Annotated in this window: 12 protein-coding genes; 5 read left to right on the top strand and 7 right to left on the bottom strand. The window is 72.0% G+C overall.

Features of this window, described 5'->3' with window-relative positions; all coding sequences use genetic code 11:
• Window positions 1-69: 69 nt before the first annotated feature.
• Complete coding sequence (locus tag GWI24_RS24415; RefSeq protein WP_210948054.1) at window positions 70-3,204, bottom strand: alpha-N-acetylglucosaminidase; 3,135 nt, start codon at window positions 3,202-3,204, stop codon at window positions 70-72.
• A 176-nt stretch (window positions 3,205-3,380) separates the two neighbouring features.
• The gene (locus tag GWI24_RS24410; RefSeq protein ID WP_210948053.1) at window positions 3,381-4,028 is read right to left on the bottom strand and encodes a response regulator transcription factor; all 648 of its coding nucleotides are present in this window, start codon (window positions 4,026-4,028) and stop codon (window positions 3,381-3,383) included.
• A 288-nt stretch (window positions 4,029-4,316) separates the two neighbouring features.
• Between GWI24_RS24410 and GWI24_RS24405 the strand changes: the two genes are divergently transcribed.
• Window positions 4,317-5,708: a hypothetical protein gene (locus GWI24_RS24405; RefSeq protein WP_308343988.1), complete on the top strand. Its 1,392-nt coding sequence runs from the start codon at window positions 4,317-4,319 to the stop codon at window positions 5,706-5,708.
• 107 nt (window positions 5,709-5,815) lie between these two features.
• Here the strand turns inward: GWI24_RS24405 and GWI24_RS24400 are convergent, their stop codons facing one another.
• The 3 genes from GWI24_RS24400 to GWI24_RS24390 all read right to left on the bottom strand — a co-directional run bounded on the left by GWI24_RS24400 (window position 5,816) and on the right by GWI24_RS24390 (window position 9,903).
• On the bottom strand, window positions 5,816-6,982 hold the full coding sequence (locus GWI24_RS24400; protein ID WP_210948052.1) for a hypothetical protein: 1,167 nt from the start codon (window positions 6,980-6,982) through the stop codon (window positions 5,816-5,818).
• Complete coding sequence (locus tag GWI24_RS24395; protein WP_210948051.1) at window positions 6,979-8,433, bottom strand: hypothetical protein; 1,455 nt, start codon at window positions 8,431-8,433, stop codon at window positions 6,979-6,981. The genes GWI24_RS24400 and GWI24_RS24395 overlap by 4 nt, the downstream gene beginning before the upstream one ends.
• A 195-nt stretch (window positions 8,434-8,628) precedes the next feature.
• Window positions 8,629-9,903, bottom strand: coding sequence for a sensor histidine kinase (locus GWI24_RS24390; protein ID WP_210948050.1), 1,275 nt, complete (start codon window positions 9,901-9,903; stop codon window positions 8,629-8,631).
• A gap of 235 nt (window positions 9,904-10,138) precedes the next feature.
• Here GWI24_RS24390 and GWI24_RS24385 point away from each other — a divergent pair, with 235 nt between their 5' ends.
• Complete coding sequence (locus GWI24_RS24385) at window positions 10,139-12,334, top strand: MMPL family transporter (protein ID WP_210948049.1); 2,196 nt, start codon at window positions 10,139-10,141, stop codon at window positions 12,332-12,334.
• Between the two features lie 88 nt (window positions 12,335-12,422).
• Here GWI24_RS24385 and GWI24_RS24380 read toward each other — a convergent pair whose 3' ends face one another.
• Window positions 12,423-13,004 carry a winged helix-turn-helix domain-containing protein gene (locus tag GWI24_RS24380; RefSeq protein WP_210948048.1) on the bottom strand — a complete coding sequence of 194 codons (582 nt, stop codon included), beginning with the start codon at window positions 13,002-13,004 and terminating at the stop codon, window positions 12,423-12,425.
• Between the two features lie 337 nt (window positions 13,005-13,341).
• Between GWI24_RS24380 and GWI24_RS24375 the strand changes: the two genes are divergently transcribed.
• Complete coding sequence (locus tag GWI24_RS24375; RefSeq protein WP_191069558.1) at window positions 13,342-13,713, top strand: 5-carboxymethyl-2-hydroxymuconate Delta-isomerase; 372 nt, start codon at window positions 13,342-13,344, stop codon at window positions 13,711-13,713.
• Window positions 13,714-13,899: 186 nt separating this feature from the next.
• On the top strand, window positions 13,900-14,340 hold the full coding sequence (locus tag GWI24_RS24370; RefSeq protein ID WP_210948047.1) for an SPW repeat protein: 441 nt from the start codon (window positions 13,900-13,902) through the stop codon (window positions 14,338-14,340).
• Between the two features lie 173 nt (window positions 14,341-14,513).
• Here the strand turns inward: GWI24_RS24370 and GWI24_RS24365 are convergent, their stop codons facing one another.
• A complete protein-coding gene (locus GWI24_RS24365; RefSeq protein WP_210948046.1) occupies window positions 14,514-15,239 on the bottom strand; it encodes a DUF2848 domain-containing protein in 726 nt (241 codons plus the stop codon).
• A gap of 261 nt (window positions 15,240-15,500) precedes the next feature.
• On the opposite strand from GWI24_RS24365, the gene GWI24_RS24360 reads away from it, so the two are divergent.
• Window positions 15,501-16,812, top strand: a 1,312-nt coding sequence (locus GWI24_RS24360) for an MFS transporter (protein WP_210948045.1), incomplete at its 3' end; no start/stop codon positions are given.

Genomic DNA, 16,812 nt, shown 5'->3' with positions numbered 1-16,812 from the left:
CAGCCCGCCGCAGGCGCCGAGTCCCGCCGGACACACGCTGAGCCCCGCCCCGCCACTGACGCCGACCCCCTACGGCGTACCGGTCTTCCAGCCGCTGAACTCGACCGTCCCCCGGGCGCCCGTGCCGCCGTTCGCCGCGCTCATGAAGATCCCGGCGTCCTGCGCGGCCGCCCCGCCCGGCGCCGTCACGGTGGCGACCTTCCGCCAGCTCGCGCCGTCGTCGGTGGACAGCTCGCCGGTGTAGGAGGTGGCGGCGGTACGGGTCAGCCGCAGCAGTACGGGCGCCTTGACGCCGGTGATCCGCTGGTAGGTGTCCAGCGTGCCGTCGCCGCCCGAGTCGTACGACAGGACGACACCGTTGGCCGGGGTGACGGAGAGGTTCACAAAGCCGGGGGAGCCCGCCGTGGCGAGGTCGTCGCGGACGATGATCCCGGCCCGCGCCCAGGGCCCGGTGGCCGCCTGGGCGTCCACCTTCACGGTCATGGCCGTGCCCACCGTAAGGACGCCATCGCGGTAGATGGAGCCGAATTCGGCGGTGCCCTTCCACAGGTCCTGGCCCGCGCCGTCGATCGCGAACCGCTCGTCCAACTGGCCGAAGGCCGCACCGCTGTTGGTGACCGTCCGCAAGCCCTCCGCCAGCGGTCCGGCGATCCACAGCGTCCCGGTGCGCACGGCCCGCACCCGCTCCTCGCCCCGCGGCCCGTACGTCACGCCCAGCTCGTACGGCAGCGGCTTGAGCGGGTGCTCCAGCGGCTCGTCGGGTGCGGTCGCCCGCCAGCGGGCCTCGCCCGTGCCGCCCGCCGGGACGCCCGGCAGCCGGGTCGGCCCGTCCGGGGACGGGTCAAGACCGGTCACGGTGAGGTCGAAGTCGACGCGGCCGGTGGGGCGCAGCCCGTTGACGTTGCGCAGGGCGGCGGTGAGGGACGCGGAGCCGCCGGGCGGCAGGGTGGCGGGCTCGGCGGTGACGGTCAGCGTGCCCTGGTACGGGGCCTTGGCCAGCGCCTCGTACACCCGCTGGGCGGTGCGGAGGGCGTCCGCCGTCGGCCGCACGGGGTAGCTCTTGCGCTCGCGCGTCCACGGCTCCTCGACGGCGAACCAGTCGAAGGTGCGCGGCGGGCGGTTCTCCGCCAGCGCGTCCTCCAGCTCGTCCAGATAGGACTGCCACTGGGGGAGGTGGAAGTCGGCGATGAGGCCGCTCCAGTCGCGGTTGGCGTAGTTGGCCAGCTTGCCGCCGTCGGCCGTGGCGCGGTCCGCCCAGGTGGTGATGAGGGTGCGCGCGGCCCGCTCCAGCTGGGCCGACTCCTCATCGCCCGACGCCATCCGCTTGGCGTCCTCGAGCCATGGGCCCAGCAGGAACCGCCGGTGGGCACCGGTCATGTCGTCGCTGAGCCGCATCAGCTTGAGCCACAGCCGGGACAGTGTCCGGAAGGCCGTGCGGTCCTTACGGTCGTAGGCGTCCTGGAGCTGCGGGATCAGCTGCCAGGAGCGGTTGGCGAGCGCCTGCCGGGCGATGTCGGTGAGGTCGTGGCGGTAGGCGTCGCTGTCGCGCAGCCCGGCGCGCACGCCCAGCAGCGCCGCGAAGGCCACGTCGAACCCGGCCGGGTCGAAGGCGGGGGTGTGGGTGGCGTAGTTGGTGCCCGAACGCGCGGTCAGGGAGGGCCGGGCGGCGAACACCGAGTCGTGCGGGCGGCCGTCCTTGCTGCTGATCTCGTACGCGGTGTCGCGCAGCGCGGCGAACGCCTCCCGGGCCCTGGCGTCCCGCCCGCCGTAGCGCACATCGGCGTAGGAGCGGAACCACTCGGCCCGGTCCACCGCCTCATCCCGCCACGCCAACTCGCTGAACAGCTCGAGCGCGGCCGGATCCCGCTCGACCGCCTCCGGCATATAGGCCGTGCCGACCAGCTTGCTGCCCGGTTTGTCGCGCCATACGGTGAACCGCTTGGTCCACATATGGGTCTTGGCGCCGATCGTGGTGCGGCCGCCGAAGTTGGGGATGGTGCCGAACGCGTACGGCACCGCACCCCAGTCCTGCTCCCGGTCGGTGACGGTGTCCAGGTCCGAAAGACCGTCCACGATGAGCATCCGGTCGTGGTCGACGGCGTCCAGCAGATCGCGGCGCGGGTTCTCCTGCCAGCCGAGGATCACCCAGGTGGCGCCGGGGCGGGCGGTCCGGAGCGAGGTCTCCACGGCGCGGGCGGCCTCCGGCACGGGGACGTCCCCGGGGTCGCCGCCCTCGTGCAGGAGATCCATCTTGAACAGCTCGGCCTCACCGAACAGTTCGTCCTGATGGCGGTAGAAGGCGGCGGCCACCTTCCGGAACACCTCGGTGCGCGGATCGAGCCAGTCGGGCCGCCTGAGCCCGTTCCAGTCGCCCTGCGGGACCGTACGGGCCCCCGGGTTGCGGTCCGCGAAGCCGTCCGGGACGGTGCCGAAGTAGCCGGGGAACACCGGCCGCATGCCCAGCTCCCGCAGCCGGTCGGCGATCCGCCGCCCCAGCTCGGTGCGCTTGGCCAGGAGCGCGGTGGACACCGGGCCGCCGTAACCGCTCATGTTCTGCAGCAGCCACCACGGCTGGTGGGAGGGGGCGGGGAGCCAGGCGCGCGCCTCGTCGTCCGTATAGCCGAAGTCCTGCAGCAGCCGGTGGTAGACACCCTCCTGACCGGCGGTGACCAGCAGTTCGTTGCAGCCGTGCAGGGCCGCGATGTCGATCAGGTGCTCCCAGCGGTCCCAGTCGGCGAACGGCGCGGTGTAGCCGTCGTGGGTGTCGTTGAACGCGAAGCGGTGCGGGAGCGAGGTCGAGCGGGTGACGCTCCGGGCGGGCGCGGGCAGTTTCCCCGGCAGGTTCAGCTGATCGCCGGACCAGGTGATCTGGGCGTGGCAGGTGTACTTGAGATACCAGTGCACCCCGGTGAGCAGCACCGCGGGACTGGTCCCGGAGACCGTCAGCCGCCCCGCGGACCCGCCGACCTCGAACCGCTCCTCGGCGCCCCGCTTCTCCAGCGCCACCAGCCGGAACTGATCGGCGTGCGCCGGCAGCAGCCGCCGCAGGGCGGCGCGCGCGGGAGCGGTGTCGAACGCGGTCACCGCGGTGTCCTGTGCGTCGTACGGTTCGTCGGCCATCGCCGGTAACCGGCTCCCCAGCGTGGCCCCGGCCCCCAGTGCTCCGGCGGTTCCGATCAGCGTGCGTCTGCTCAGGTCGCTCATGCGCCCCCCAACGGACAACGGCCAATGGGTCATATGGACAAGGCACTTAACCAGCGTTGTGGGGTGGGAGCAATGGGGCGCACGGGAGGCCGGGTCACGGCCGACCGGCTCCGGCGGGCCGGGTCACGGCCGACCGGTTCCGGCGGGCCGGGTCACGGCCGACCGGCTCCGGCGGATCAGCCACGGTCGAGGTAGGCCAGCACCGCCAGCACCCGCCGGTTGTTGTCGTCCGACGGCGGCAGGCCGAGCTTGCCGAAGATGTTGGAGGTGTGCTTGGCGACCGCCCGCTCGGTGACGAACAGCTGCGCCGCGATCGCCGTATTGGACCGCCCCTCCGCCATCAGCTCCATCACCTCCAGCTCCCGCGGCGTCAGCCGCCCCAGCGGCCGGTCCTGGGCGCGCCGGTCCAGCAGCTGCGAGATCACCTGCGGATCCATCGCCGTGCCCCCGGCGGCGACCCGCCGCACCGCGTCGATGAACTGATCGGCGTCGAAGACCCGGTCCTTGAGCAGATAGCCGATGCCCCCGCTGCCGTCCGCGAGCAGCTCCCGCGCGTACAGCTGCTCCACATGCTGCGACAGCACCAGCACCGGCAGCCCCGGCCGCGCCCGCCGCGCCGCCAGCGCGCACTGCAGCCCCTCGTCGCTGAACGACGGCGGCAGCCGCACATCCACCACCGCCACATCCGGCTCCAGCTCGGCCAGCGCCTTGCTCAGCTCGGGCCCGCTCTCCACGGCGGCCACGACCTCGAAGTCGTACGCCTCCAGCATCCGCACCAGCCCGTCCCGCAGGAGGAAGAGGTCTTCGGCGAGGACAACGCGCACGGCGGCTCCAAGACTTCGTCGGGCCCCTGGGGTGGGGGACGTGACCGAATCCGACGAATGTACCGCTGTGCGGTGAGCGGGAGGGGACCAGCGGCCCGGGCGGGCGGTGTGGTTCGCCCTCGCGCCGCCGAAGCCCGAGGAGCAGCACGGCTGAGCGCAAGGGGAAGGCTTCCGCGCGGGGTGGCCCTGTGGGTTGGGCGCCCCGCGCGGGGAACCGTTCTGTCGGATTCCGCGTAATGTCCTCTTGACATGCTGCCGGCTGGTGGCGGGCGAACGAAGGGGGAGCCGGTGCTGGGTCGGATGCGGGTGATGGTGGGCGTGGCGGTGTCGCTTTCGGTGGCGCTGGTGGCGTGCGGGCCGGAGAAGGAGAAGGAGTGGACGGGGGCGGAGCCTTCCAAGGGGTCCGCGGCCGAGGCCGCGCGGTTCGCGCCGTTGGTGCGGCTGGCCAAGGGGGAGTCGCTGTTGCCGATGGACGCGACGCGGTTCATCGGGCGGTCCGCGCTGCGCTTCGACCACGACGGCTTCTGCCGTGACGAGGGACCGGTGGCCGATCCGCCCGACCCGCGGCGGTTGGGGAGTAAGGACAATTCCTACCAGCACGCGGACGTGCAGCCGGGGAAGTCGTCGTCCAAGCCGGTGTCCTGCCCCGGACACGGGGACAAGTGGCACACCTCGGCCGAGGCCGACGGCGGTTTCTATCTCGACCCGCCGAAGGAGGTGCGGAAGGGCGAGGGCACTGACGCGCCGGTCTACTGGGAGTACCACAACCACAAGACCGACCCGAAGCGCGCGGCGTACGTCTACTGGTTCTTCTACGCCTACAACAACCTGACCCCGGGCAACCGGCACGAGGGCGACTGGGAGCGCGTCGCGGTCCAGCTGCGCGACGGCAAGCCGGAGGCGGTGACGTTCGCGAAGCACGGCAAGGATACGTGCAGCGTGAAGTGGTCGGAACTGGATCCGCAGGACGGGCATCCGACGGTGTACTCGGCGCGTGGTTCACACGGCTCCTATCCGACCGATAAGAACCAGTGGGTGAACGGCACGCTCGATCGGCCCTCGAAGGGCGGCGCCGAGTGGCGCACTTGGGAGCACGCCCGCCCTGTCAACCGCGAGCCCTGGTGGGGGTACGCCGGGTGGTGGGGGTCGCAGCAGCATGTGAGCGGATTCAACGGGCCGATGGGCCCGCGCCCGGGGCGTCTGCTGTCGGGCATCTTCACCAACGACAGTTGCGGGCCCGCCGACAAGCCGCCGACGGATCCGCCCAAGGACCAGCCCACGGATCAGCCCACGGATCAGCCCACAGAACAGCCCACGGGCCAGGCCGCGCCCAGGACGAAGGAAGGGGCGTTCCGGCGGTACGAGGAGTATCTGCACGCCGTGGGCCGGGAGGACATCAAGACGGTCTGCGAGGTGGCCGGGCCCGCGGCGAAGCAGGCGGAGGACCAGGGGTTCGGTCCGTGCACGTCCACGTTCCTCGTCACGTTCCAGATGATCTCGCCTACGCAGAAGAAGGCTCTGCAGACCGCGACGGTCGACCCGCAGAAGGTCGTCGTACGAAGCCCCGCCAAGATCGACATTCCGGCCGATGCGGTCAAGGCCTCCGTCACCTTCTCCGAAAACGAGATCGGGACCAGCACCCTGGAGTACCTGAAGGACGACTGGTACATCACTGACTGAGCGCGCGCGGCGCGGTCTTGTCGCTCGTCATAAAGCTGACCTGCACGGCGGGACGTGCGGGCGGAGAGCAGGGCGGCGGCCGTCAGGGCGAGGGCGCAGCCAGCTCGTCAGGGCGCCGTCCCGCGCGCCGCCGCGCGGTAGTGGTCGCGTATGTCCTGGCGCAGCAGCGCGCCGAACCCCGCGTGCTCCACCCGGGAGGCGAGCTGGTCGCGGCTCACCCCCAGGGCGTCGGCAGTCGCGCCGAAGTGCCAGTCGTGGGCGGCGAGGAGGGTGAGTAGATGGCCGCGCCGGGTCTGGGCCTCGGAGAGGCGGAAGGTCTTGAGGTAGGCCAGGCGGCCGTCCTCGTGGGTGATGGTCTCGCCGATGTGCTGCTCGGTGTTGCGATGGAAGGGCGGCAGGAAACGGGACAGGGCGAAAGGCCCCATCGTGCGGACGCGCTGGAGGGAGTACGACTCGTCGAGCAGCCCGCCCGCCATGGTGTGGTCGTGGAACTCCGCCCACTCCCGCTGATGCCGGGCGGCCTCCGCCCGCAGCTCGGCCAGCGAGCCCACCGCGCCGTCGCGGATCCGGGCCCGGAACTCCGGGACCGGGCCGTACAGCGTGGTGTAGTGGTGGATCAGCTCCCCGAAGAGGTCCAGGACCAGCGAGGGGTGCAGGGCGCGGTAGTCGTCGGGGTGCGGCACCACGAAGGCGGCCGTGAGGGCGTCGGCCGCGTAGACCATGGCCCCGCACTGGCCGGGGTGGATCTCGAAGACCCGCAGCGCGTCGCGCAGCCCCTCCACCTCGGCCCCGGCATACGCCTGCTCGACCCTCGGGGACAGACCCCGGCTGACCGCCCGGTGGGACCACTCCTCCCACACCACCGCGGGGCCGCCGAAGTGCAGGGCGAGATAGCCCTCCAGCGCGAGGTGCAGGGGGAGGAAGCGCAGCCGGTTGCGGTCGACGCGGCGCGCCATCCGGCGGTGGAAGCGCAGGGAGACGCACGGCGGCGGGCCGGCCCGCCGCTCGTCCCCCTGCCGCAGCCGGGTGCCGTACGCCGCGGCCGGGGTCCCGTCGGCAGTCCAGGTGGCGACGAAACCGTGCGGAATGTAGGCGTAGTACGCCGTGCGCCGGTCGAGCGCGACGGCGGCGAGGTCGTCGCCGTAGAGCCGGGCGTCCAGCCGCAGATCGGCGATCGGCTGGTCCCGGACGAGGGGCACCAGCCGGATCGCGCCCCAGGTCTGGGCGGGCAGGGCGGTCAGCCCGGCCAGCTCCAGCGTCGTGGTGGTGGTCATGGTCCCTCCGGCAGCGGCTCGTCCGGCCCGGGCCGGTCCAGGAAGTGCCGCACCCGGGTGTCGAGATGCGCCCGCAGCTCGGCCAGGCCGGTACGCCCCTCCGCGAACCGCGCGAACTCCACCAGCGTCGGCAGGTCCTCCGCGTCCCGCACCCCGGCCGTGGGCACGCCCGGTGCCAGCCGCCGCACGTCGAAGCTCTCCGCGTCATAGACCGGGTTGAGGTGCACCGCACCGGTGCGGTGACCGGGGTCGAGGCGGGCGCGCCAGACGCGCAGCACCTCTCCGGCCAGTCCGGGCGGTGCGTTGTCCCAGCCGTCGGAGACGATCAGCAGCCGGTCCGGCCGGTGCTCCAGTGCGTCCAGGATCCGCTCGCCGAGCGGCGTGGGGCCGTACGGATACCGCATCAGCGGATCCCGGCCGCCCGACAACCACAGCGGAATGAACTCCTCCGCCAGCGCTTCCAGCAGGAAGTGACAGCCGAGCGCGACGGCGAGCGGGCGGCGCCGCTTCCGTGTGGAGCCGAACGACGAGAAGCTGTCGTCGAGGACCGCCGCGACCCGGCCCCAGGTACCGGCCCGGGCGCCCGCCGCGCGCCGTGCGGCGGCGCGCAGCGCGGCGGTCAACCCGGTGCGGCGCGCGGCCCGTTCGTCCAGCGGGAGCGAGAGCACATAGGTCGCCAGCCGGGTCAGCGGCATGGTGGCCAGATCCGCCCGTACGGAGTCGGCCCCGGCCGCGCGGGCCGCCCCCTGGAGCCGCAGCCGCTCCAGCCGGGTGAGCCGCGGGGCGATCCGCTCCAGGAAGACCGCGCGGTCGATGCCGTGCTTGGCCGCGAAGCCCTCGGCGACGGTGTACGGGAGGTCGTACACCGCGGACCGCTCGTAGTGCGCGCGGCGCCACGCCTCCAGCAGCGGGGAGCCGAACCCCTCGGTCCGGCGGCCGACCGGCTCGAAGAGGAACGGGCCGAGATCGCCGTCGAGCCGCAGATGTGCGTGGCGGACGGCCGACTTGACCGCACCCCGGTACTTCACCGCGTCGAACGCCGGGTCGGGGCGGGCCGCCAGCCAGTCGCGCACGATGGCGCGGGTGCGGCGGTTGTTGACCCCGGCCCGGCGCAGCCCGCGGAACAGCCGGTAGACCCGGGGCGGCGGAAGGGCGGCAAGACGCCGGGCGATCAGCCGGCCCTCGGTCCGGCGCTGTTCCGGTGTGGCCTCCTTGGCGCTCTCCAGCAGCCGCCGAACGATCAGCGCCGCGTTGTGGTCATTGATGTTCAACGCGAGTGTCGCCGCGTACAGATCCCGGTAGTTCCCGAGCATGTAGGAGTGCAGGAAGTCGAGCGACATGCGCTGCTCGCCCGCGTCGGAGTGGAACTCCCGCTGGCCCGTCGAGGTGATGGCCGCGTTCACGAAGAGCAGGACGTCCTCGGCGGCGACCAGATCGGCCAGCGTCTCCATGGGGGCCTCCGGCGACGGGTGCGGGAGCCGGCCGGGGAATGGGGGCACGAACTGCGAATCGTCGCTTAGCAGGCGGGTTCCGGAAGTCGCACCGGAGTCCCGCGGCCGGCCTCGGCACGCTAACACCGGGGCGGCACGTCCCGCCGCCGGATTTTCCCGGCGGTGGTCATCCGGCGGCGTCGGGCGCCGGGTGGGTCATCGGGCGGCGCCCTGCGCCGAGAGGGCGCAGGGGATCTCCATCGTCACCATGGTGGGCCCGCCGGCCGGGCTGCTGACCGCGAGGACCCCGTCGAAGGTGCCCAGCCGCCGCTCGACGCCGCTCAGCCCGCCGTCCGGGGTGATCTCCGCGCCGCCGCGGCCGTCGTCGGTCACGGTGATGCGCAGCATGCCGTCCTGGTGGTGGATGTCCAGCCACATCCGCGAGGCACCCGCGTGCTTGGCCGCGTTGGTCAGCACCTCGCTGACCGCGAAGTACGCCGCCGACTCGACCGGTTCGTCGGGGCGGCCCGTAAGGTCCACGTCCACCTCCACCGGCACCGCCATCCGCAGCGCCAGCGCGCGCACCGCGTCCCCCAGGCCGCGCTCGGCCAGTACGGGCGGATGGATGCCCCGGACCAGGTCGCGCAGCTCGGCCAGGGCCTCGGCGGAGTTCGTACGGGCCGCGGCGAGCAACTCCCTGGCCTTGGCCGGGTCCTTCTCGATCAGCGCCTCCACGGTGCCCAGGCTCATGCCCATCGCCACCAGCCGGGCCTGGGCGCCGTCGTGCAGATCGCGCTCGATGCGGCGCAGTTCGGCGGCGGAGGTGTCCACGGCGTCGTGCCGGGTCTCGGTGAGCCGCCGCACCCGCTGCTCGAGCGCCATGTGCGGGGTCGGGTCCAGGAAGGAGCGCGCCAGCAGGAAGTGGCCGCGCAGCAGGACGGGGGAGAGGACCGAGCCGAGGGCGATGAAGCCGACGCCGACCGGGACGGCCAGCAGGGCGGTGCCCAGCGAGTCGATGGGCAGGAACGCGTACCAGTAGGTGCCGCCCGCGTCCACGATCGGCTGCCACACCCCGGCGGCCAGCACGAACCCCTCGAGTCCGTACGGCATGAAGGCGAAGGCCAGCAGCGCGATGGCGTACCCGGCCGTCATGTCGACCTGGAGCCACAGCAGATCGCGCCAGGTGGCCGGGTCCTTCAGCAGGAAGGTGCACAGCTCCACCTGCCCGGTGACCCCGGAGCGGCGATCGGTCGGCAGCGGGCGGTACGGCAGCTGGATCCGCACATCGGCCCAGGCGGCGGCCAGCAGCCGGCGCCGATTGGCGTGCGCCCGCACCGCGCGGATCAGGGGAGGGGTGGTGAACACCCCGATGCCCAGCGGAATGAAGCTGATCGACACGATCGTCAGCACGGACAGGGTGATCGACACCAGCGCGAGCCAGGAGACGGCGAACCCCCGTGCGCAGGCCGTCAGCGCTCCACGTGCCTTCATCCGGCTTCCCCCTCGCTGGTCGGAATGTCGTGCCCCGGCGGGCCACCTCAGTGTGTCAGCGGCCTGCCGCCCGGACACGGGGGCCGGACACCGTCCCGGGGTGTATCTGGCACCACCTCCCCGCCTCGCCCTATGGCTCGGCGACAGGGTGGCTGCCCGGCTGGGGCGCGGACCTGCGGATTTCTAGCGTCGTTGGCATGACCTGTTCCGTCCGTACCTCACGGGGAGAGACGCCATGAGCGCAGCGAGGAAGGGCCTGGCCGTGCGGCTGGGCGGGTGGAGCACCCGCCACCGCAAGACCGCGATCATCGGATGGCTGCTGTTCGTCGTGGTCGTCGCCATGGTCGGCGGGATGTCGGGATCCCGGCAGATGACCAACTCAGAGAACGGTACGGGCGATTCCGCACGCGCCGAGAAGATCCTGGAGGACGCGGGCCTCCAGACCCCGGCCGGAGAGATGGTGATGCTGCGCAGCGACCGCCCGGACGGCTGGCGGGACGCGGCCCGCGACCTCTCGGCGCGGCTGGAGCGGACGGGCGAGACGGTGCGCGTCCAGCCCCCGGTGCGCTCGGAGAACGGCCGGGAGGCACTGATCAGCTTTGAGATGAAGGGCGACCCGGACACGGCCGGGAAGCGGGTCGGGCCGGTCGTCGAGGCGGTGGAGCGGACCGAATCGGCCCATCGGGGCGTCGTGGCCTACGAGTTCGGCGACGCCACCGCCCAGCATCGGCTCGACGACATGCTGACCGACGACTTCAAGAAGGCCGAGCTGACCGCCGTACCACTGGCGCTGGGCATTCTGCTGGTGGTCTTCGGGGCGCTGGTCGCCGCGCTGTTGCCGGTGCTGCTCGCGGTGACCGCCTGCGTCGGCACCTTCGGACTGCTCGCCCTCGTCAGCCATCAGCTGCCCCTGTTCGACTCCACCAACTCGGTGATGTTCCTGGTGGGCCTGGCCGTCGGCGTCGACTACTCGCTGTTCTACCTGCGGCGGGAGCGCGATGAGCGGGCCGCGGGCCGGGACGCCGGGACCGCGCTGCGGATCGCGGCCGCCACCAGCGGCCGGGCGGTGCTGATCTCCGGGGTCACGGTCATGCTGGCGATGGCCGGGATGTTCCTGTCCGGGCTGCTGCTGTTCCACGGCTTCGCGGTCGCCACCATCCTGGTCGTGCTGATGGCGATGCTCGGCTCGGTGACCGTGCTGCCCGCGATGCTGTCCTGGCTGGGCGACCGGATCGACGCCGGGCGGGTGCCGCTGCGCAGCCGCCGCCGGAAGAACGGCGTGCACGCCAGCGGTGGCCTCTCCGGCAGGCTGATGCGGCCCGTCCTGGCCAAACCGAAGCTGTTCGCCGCCGTATCGGGCGCGCTGCTGCTGGTGCTGTGCGCCCCCGCCCTCGGGATGAAGACCGAACAGCTCGGCCTGGAGAAGCAGTTCGGCTCGGACGCCGCCATCACCGTGGCGTACCAGGAGATCACCGGCTCCTTCCCCGGCGGCCCCGCCCCCGCCGAGGTGGTGCTGCGCTCCGACGAGGTCGACTCCGCCCGCTTCGACGCCGCCGTGGCGGACTTCAAGAAGGAGCTCGCCGCGTCCGGGCGGTTCGGGAAGACGGTCGACGTCGAGGCGCACCGTACGGAGGGGGTGGCCCGGATCGAGGTGCCGCTGGCCGGGGACGGTCAGGACGCCACGTCCCGGCGCGCCCTGGACACGCTCAAGGAGGATCTGGTGCCGAGGATCCTCGGACCGGTCTCCGACCAGGTGTATGTCACCGGCGAGCTCGCCTCCAGCCGCGACTTCAACGACCAGCTGAAGACCGACATCGCACCGGTCTTCCTCTTCATCGCCGCCGTGACCTTCGTGCTGATGCTGCTCTGCTTCCGGTCGCTGCCGATCGCGATCGTCTCGATCCTGCTCAACCTGCTGTCGGTGGGCGCCGCGTACGGCACGATGACCGCCGTCTTCCAGCACGGCTGGGGCGCGGAGTGGCTGGGGATGGAGCCGGCGGGGGCGATCGAGGGGTGGATGCCGCTGTTCGTCCTCGTCATCCTCTTCGGGCTGTCGATGGACTACCACGTGTTCGTGGTCTCGCGGATCCGGGAGGCCCATGAGCGGGGGTTCGCCACCCGGGACGCGATCCGCGAGGGCATCCGGACGACGGCGGGCTCGGTCACCGGGGCGGCCGCCATCATGGTCGCCGTGTTCGCGGTCTTCGCCCTGCTGCGGATGCAGGACATGCAGCAGATGGGCGTCGGGCTCGCGGTCGCGGTGCTGGTGGACGCCACGCTGGTGCGGATGGTGCTGCTGCCCTCGGTGATGGCGCTGCTCGGGGAGCGCAACTGGTATCTGCCGCGCGCCCTGCGGTGGCTGCCGAGCGTGGGCCACGGCGAGGAGCCGGTGGAGCGGCCGCGGCCGCCGCTGGTACGGGCGGGCCGCTGAGGTTCCGGACCCGCACCGCACGCGCCCGCCGTGACGGACAGGCTTCCGCCTGCCCGCCACGGCGGGCGTTCGCGGGTTGACGAGGGGGTCAGACGGTGGGCACGTACTTGTACCCCACCCGCCGCACCGTCACGATCGTCCCCCGGTGCTCGGGGCCCATCTTGCGGCGCAGCCGGGCCACATGGACATCGACGGTCCGGCCGTCGCCGACATGGCCGTACCCCCACACCGTGGTCACCAGCTGATCGCGGGTGTGCACCCGGTGCGGATGGGCGACGAGATGGCTCAGCAGCTCGAACTCGAGGTACGTCAGGTCCAGCGGCCGCCCGGCGATCTCGGCGGTCCGCTGGTCGGGGTCGATCCGGATCAGCTCGTCACCCGTCACCGCCGGAACCCCCTCCGGCGGCGGCCCAGCCGCCGCGTCGGGTCCCTGCCGGTCGGCCGGGACCAGCACCAGATAGCCGACCATCGGCGGATGGCCGGGGAGTGCGGGCACGGTGTGCGGGGGAGCGGGCAGCCAGGTGGCGCCGGGGTGCAGCAGATCGGCGACCGGTGGCACCTCGTCCGGTGCGACGGCTCGCAACCGCTGGCGGCCGGGTGGGACGGACGGGCTGGACGGGGCCGCGGGAGCGGAGGCGGAGGCGGACGACAGGCCACGGAGGTTCGTCATGAGGTCAGCTCTTTCGCGCGAGAGGGCGTCAGTGGACGTCGTGCGCGCGGGCTGGGCGGCCGGACGGAGAGATCAGCGGCCGAGCGAGCGGGCCCGCGCATCGGATGCGCGGCAACACTCGCGGTCAAAGTGGTGCGCCTGCCGGGACGGCCAGAACGGCTCGAGGTCGTAACGACCCGTCGCGATGTCATGGAGGCTGGCCATGGCCCTATTGAAGCAGATACCGGGCCCGGAGCGCTCGGCCGTTGACCGGGAAGAGGTGCGACGATGCCCCGGTAAGAGGCCCCGCGCGGAAAGCTCCGCAGGCCGCCGCGTACCCCTTGAGGAGCGCAAGCCCATGCCGCACATCGTCGTCGAATACTCCGACACCCTGACCGACGCGTTCGACCGCCCCGGCTTCGGGGCCGCCCTGCACCCGGTGGTCGCCAAGACCGTGGACACGGCGGTGGCGGGCTGCAAGACCCGGTTCCGGCGGATAGAGGAGGCCCATCTCGCGGACGGCGCCGAGGACCTCGCCATGATCCACATTGAGGTGTCGATCCTGTCCGGGCGCGACGCGGAGACCAAGCGGGAGCTGTCCGCCGCGGTGGTGGAGGTGGCCCGCGCCCATGTGTCGCCGGTGCCGGGGCTGACGGTGCAGACCACCGTCGACGTGCGCGATCTCGACCGGGACTGCTACGAGAAGCACGAGGCGGTCCATCCCGCCTGACGGAGGCTTCACGGCGGTGGCTTCGCGGCTGCGGCTGCGGCCTTACGGGGGCCGAGGGCGCACGATACGCCTTCGGCCGCAAATCCGGCATCTACCTATATACCAAGGCGAGGCGCACAATGGGGGTGTGGTGTTTTTGCCGCACTGTGCGGTCAGACTTGCATGGATCGAAGGAGGCGAGTCGAAATGGCCGACGTCTCACGTGCGAGAGGCGATATCACGGGCCACCCCGACGTGTCCGAGATGCGGGAGCGCTACGCACGCATGATGGATGCGCGGGACGTTGTCTTCCTCGACGGGCCGGTGCTTCTCGCCGGTCTGTACTTCGCCATCTCTCCCTGGGTGGTGCACTTCTCGGGCACCAGCCCCAACCTCATGGTCAACAACCTCGTCCTCGGTATCACCATCGCCCTGCTGGGGCTCGGCCTTACCACGGCGCCGAGGAGGATGTACAGCCTGTGCTGGGCCATGTCCGCGATTGGTGTATGGATGATCATCTCTCCCTGGGTGGTCGCCCGGGGCGCCGATGCCGGGATCATCACGAACAATGTCGTCGTGGGTGCCATCACCTGCCTGTTCGGCCTGATCGCAGCCGGCATGGTGATGCGGAAGGGCAGGGAAACCTGACCGGACGCTGAATCACCGAACCGTCTGGACAACGGCGAAGGCCGTCCATCGCATGCCCTTCGGGGCCGTGCGGCGGGCGGCCTTCGCGCGTTGACCCTGCTCTGGTGCGCGCACTGACGTGAGCTCTGACGTGAGCTCTGGTGCGGGCTCTCGCACGGACTCTTGTGCGGGTCTCAGCCGATCGGCTCGGGCAGCGGGACCACGTCGTAGGAGCATTCGATGGTCCGGCCGGTGGCCGGGTCGCCCAGCTCCACCCGCCAGCGCCCGGCGAACTGGTCCACGCCCTCGGCCATCGGGATGGTGCCGGAGATCAGCACGGTGCCGGGCACCAGGTCACCGCGTTCGCGCAGTACCTCGACCCAGTAGGCGGGCGGCAGCAGCTCGGCCAGGGTGCCGCTCTGCACCTCGGTCTCCTCACCGTCGTGAGTGACCCAGGCGCGGAGCGTCAGATCGTCGAGGCGGGGCGCCACATCGGACAGCCGCCAGGCGCGGGTGGCCAGCACATCGGGGGCCGCGTTCTTGCTCCAGGCCACGCCGTGGACCTCCAGCTCCCGGTCGGTGTGGTCGCAGGCCGCGGTCAGCAGCAGCTCCCCGTCCGCGGCCACGACCAGCGCCCATTCGGCCTCGCCCGAGGTGCGGGCGTGCTGGACGCTGACGCGGCCGGTCTGCTGGGCCAGGTAGGGGGCGACCGGGTAGAGGGCGGGCGTCACGGAGGGCGCGGGCACGCCCAGCTCGGCGAGCTCGGCCACATGGGCGGCCACATCCTCCTGGCTGCGTCCCGCGTAGCCCGCGTTGAGCACCTGGGCGACCTCCACGTGGTGCAGGGAGCCATCGGGGAGTTCGAAGGTGAGCGAGGACGGGGCGGGCTGTGCCGCGGGCTGCGACGGCTTCGTTGTCATGGGTGCTGTGCTCTCCAGGGCGCGGTGGGCTTGTGGGGGCGATCTGCGGTTTCTGCGCTTGCCGAGCGGTGACCCGCTGCCGCGGGTTACCGCGCTTTTCGCGGTTTCGAAGCGGTTAACTTCCTCCGGAGGGGTTGCGCATACGCTTGGTATACAAGAAGTATGCCGGAAGGTCGATCCGCGCAACCCCCACCCTTCGCACCACCACGAAAACGCCACGTACCATCCCGTAAGCCTCATGCACCACCTCGAGGACGGAATATGCAGCCCACCGCATCGAGCGCACCGCCACCCCGGGCCGACCGGTCCGGGGTCCGCCGCGCCTTCGTCGCCAGCCTCACCGGCACCGCCCTGGAGTGGTACGACTTCGCCGTCTACTCCGCCGCCGCGGCCCTGGTCTTCGGCGATCTCTTCTTCCCCTCCAAGGACCCCACCACCGGCACCCTGCTGGCGTTCTCCACCTACGCCGTCGGCTATGTCTCCCGGCCGCTGGGCGGCTTCGTCTTCGGCCGCCTCGGCGATGTCATCGGCCGCAAGAAGGTGCTCATCGCGACGCTCGTGCTCATCGGCGGCGCCACACTGCTGATCGGGCTGCTGCCCACCTACGCCACGGTCGGCGTCGCGGCCCCGGCCGCGCTGGTGCTGCTGCGCTTCGCGCAGGGCGTCGGCGTCGGCGGTGAGTGGGGCGGTGCGGTGCTGCTGTCCAGCGAGTTCGGCGATCCGCGGCGGCGCGGCTTCTACGCCTCCGCCGCGCAGGTCGGCCCGCCGGCGGGCAATCTGCTGGCCAACGGCGTCCTGGCCGCGCTGGGCGCGGCACTGACGGAGGGCCAGTTCACCAGCTGGGGCTGGCGGGTGGCGTTCCTGCTCTCCGGGCTCCTGGTGGTGTTCGGTCTGTGGATCCGCGCCAAGCTGGAGGAGACCCCGGTCTTCAAGGCGATGGAGGCCGCGCAGGACCGCCCGGAGGCGCCGCTGCGCGAGGTGTTCACCACCCAGCCGAGGGCGCTGACCGCCGCGATCCTCAGCCGGGTCGCCCCCGATGTGCTGTACGCGATGTTCACCGTCTTCGTGCTCACCTACGCCACCGGGGAACTCGGCATGTCACGCGGCTCGGCGCTCACCGCCGTGCTGATCGGCTCCTCGCTGCAGATCGTGCTCATCCCGCTGGCCGGGGCGCTCTCGGACCGGGTCAACCGGCGACTGCTGTACGGGGGCGCCGCCGTGGCCGCCGGGGTCTGGCCGTTCCTGTTCTTCCCGCTGGTCGCGGACGGCAGTTGGGCGCTGCTCACCCTCGGGGTCGTCGGCGCGCTGGTGATCCACTCGCTGATGTACGGGCCGCAGGCGGCCTTCATCGCCGAGCAGTTCTCCCCGCGGCTGCGCTACACCGGCTCCTCGCTCGCCTACACCCTCGCCGGGCTCATCGGTGGCGCGATCGCGCCGCTGCTCTTCACCACGCTGCTCGGGGCCTATCACGCCTGGGTGCCGCTGGCCGTCTACATCGCGATCACCGCCGCGGTCACGGTGGCGGGCCTCTGGCTGGGCCGGAACCCGTCCTCCGCCGAGGAGGAGGAGCCGG

This window comes from Streptomyces sp. MK37H, assembly GCF_018035285.1.
In the GTDB taxonomy this organism is placed as follows: Bacteria; Actinomycetota; Actinomycetes; order Streptomycetales; family Streptomycetaceae; genus Streptomyces; species Streptomyces endocoffeicus.
Note: the sequence above shows the minus strand (reverse complement) of the source record. Positions and strands in the feature narration are given on the sequence as shown.

Bases quoted from the DNA above. Each gene is read 5' to 3' on its own strand.
- GWI24_RS24415 (WP_210948054.1), bottom strand. From the start codon at position 3,204: ATGAGCGACCTGAGCAGACGCACGCTGATCGGAACCGCCGGAGCACTG.
- GWI24_RS24400 (WP_210948052.1), bottom strand. From the start codon at position 6,982: ATGACCACCACCACGACGCTGGAGCTGGCCGGGCTGACCGCCCTGCCC.
- GWI24_RS24395 (WP_210948051.1), bottom strand. From the start codon at position 8,433: ATGGAGACGCTGGCCGATCTGGTCGCCGCCGAGGACGTCCTGCTCTTC.
- GWI24_RS24390 (WP_210948050.1), bottom strand. From the start codon at position 9,903: ATGAAGGCACGTGGAGCGCTGACGGCCTGCGCACGGGGGTTCGCCGTC.
- GWI24_RS24385 (WP_210948049.1), top strand. From the start codon at position 10,139: ATGAGCGCAGCGAGGAAGGGCCTGGCCGTGCGGCTGGGCGGGTGGAGC.
- GWI24_RS24380 (WP_210948048.1), bottom strand. From the start codon at position 13,004: ATGACGAACCTCCGTGGCCTGTCGTCCGCCTCCGCCTCCGCTCCCGCG.
- GWI24_RS24375 (WP_191069558.1), top strand. From the start codon at position 13,342: ATGCCGCACATCGTCGTCGAATACTCCGACACCCTGACCGACGCGTTC.
- GWI24_RS24370 (WP_210948047.1), top strand. From the start codon at position 13,900: ATGGCCGACGTCTCACGTGCGAGAGGCGATATCACGGGCCACCCCGAC.
- GWI24_RS24365 (WP_210948046.1), bottom strand. From the start codon at position 15,239: ATGACAACGAAGCCGTCGCAGCCCGCGGCACAGCCCGCCCCGTCCTCG.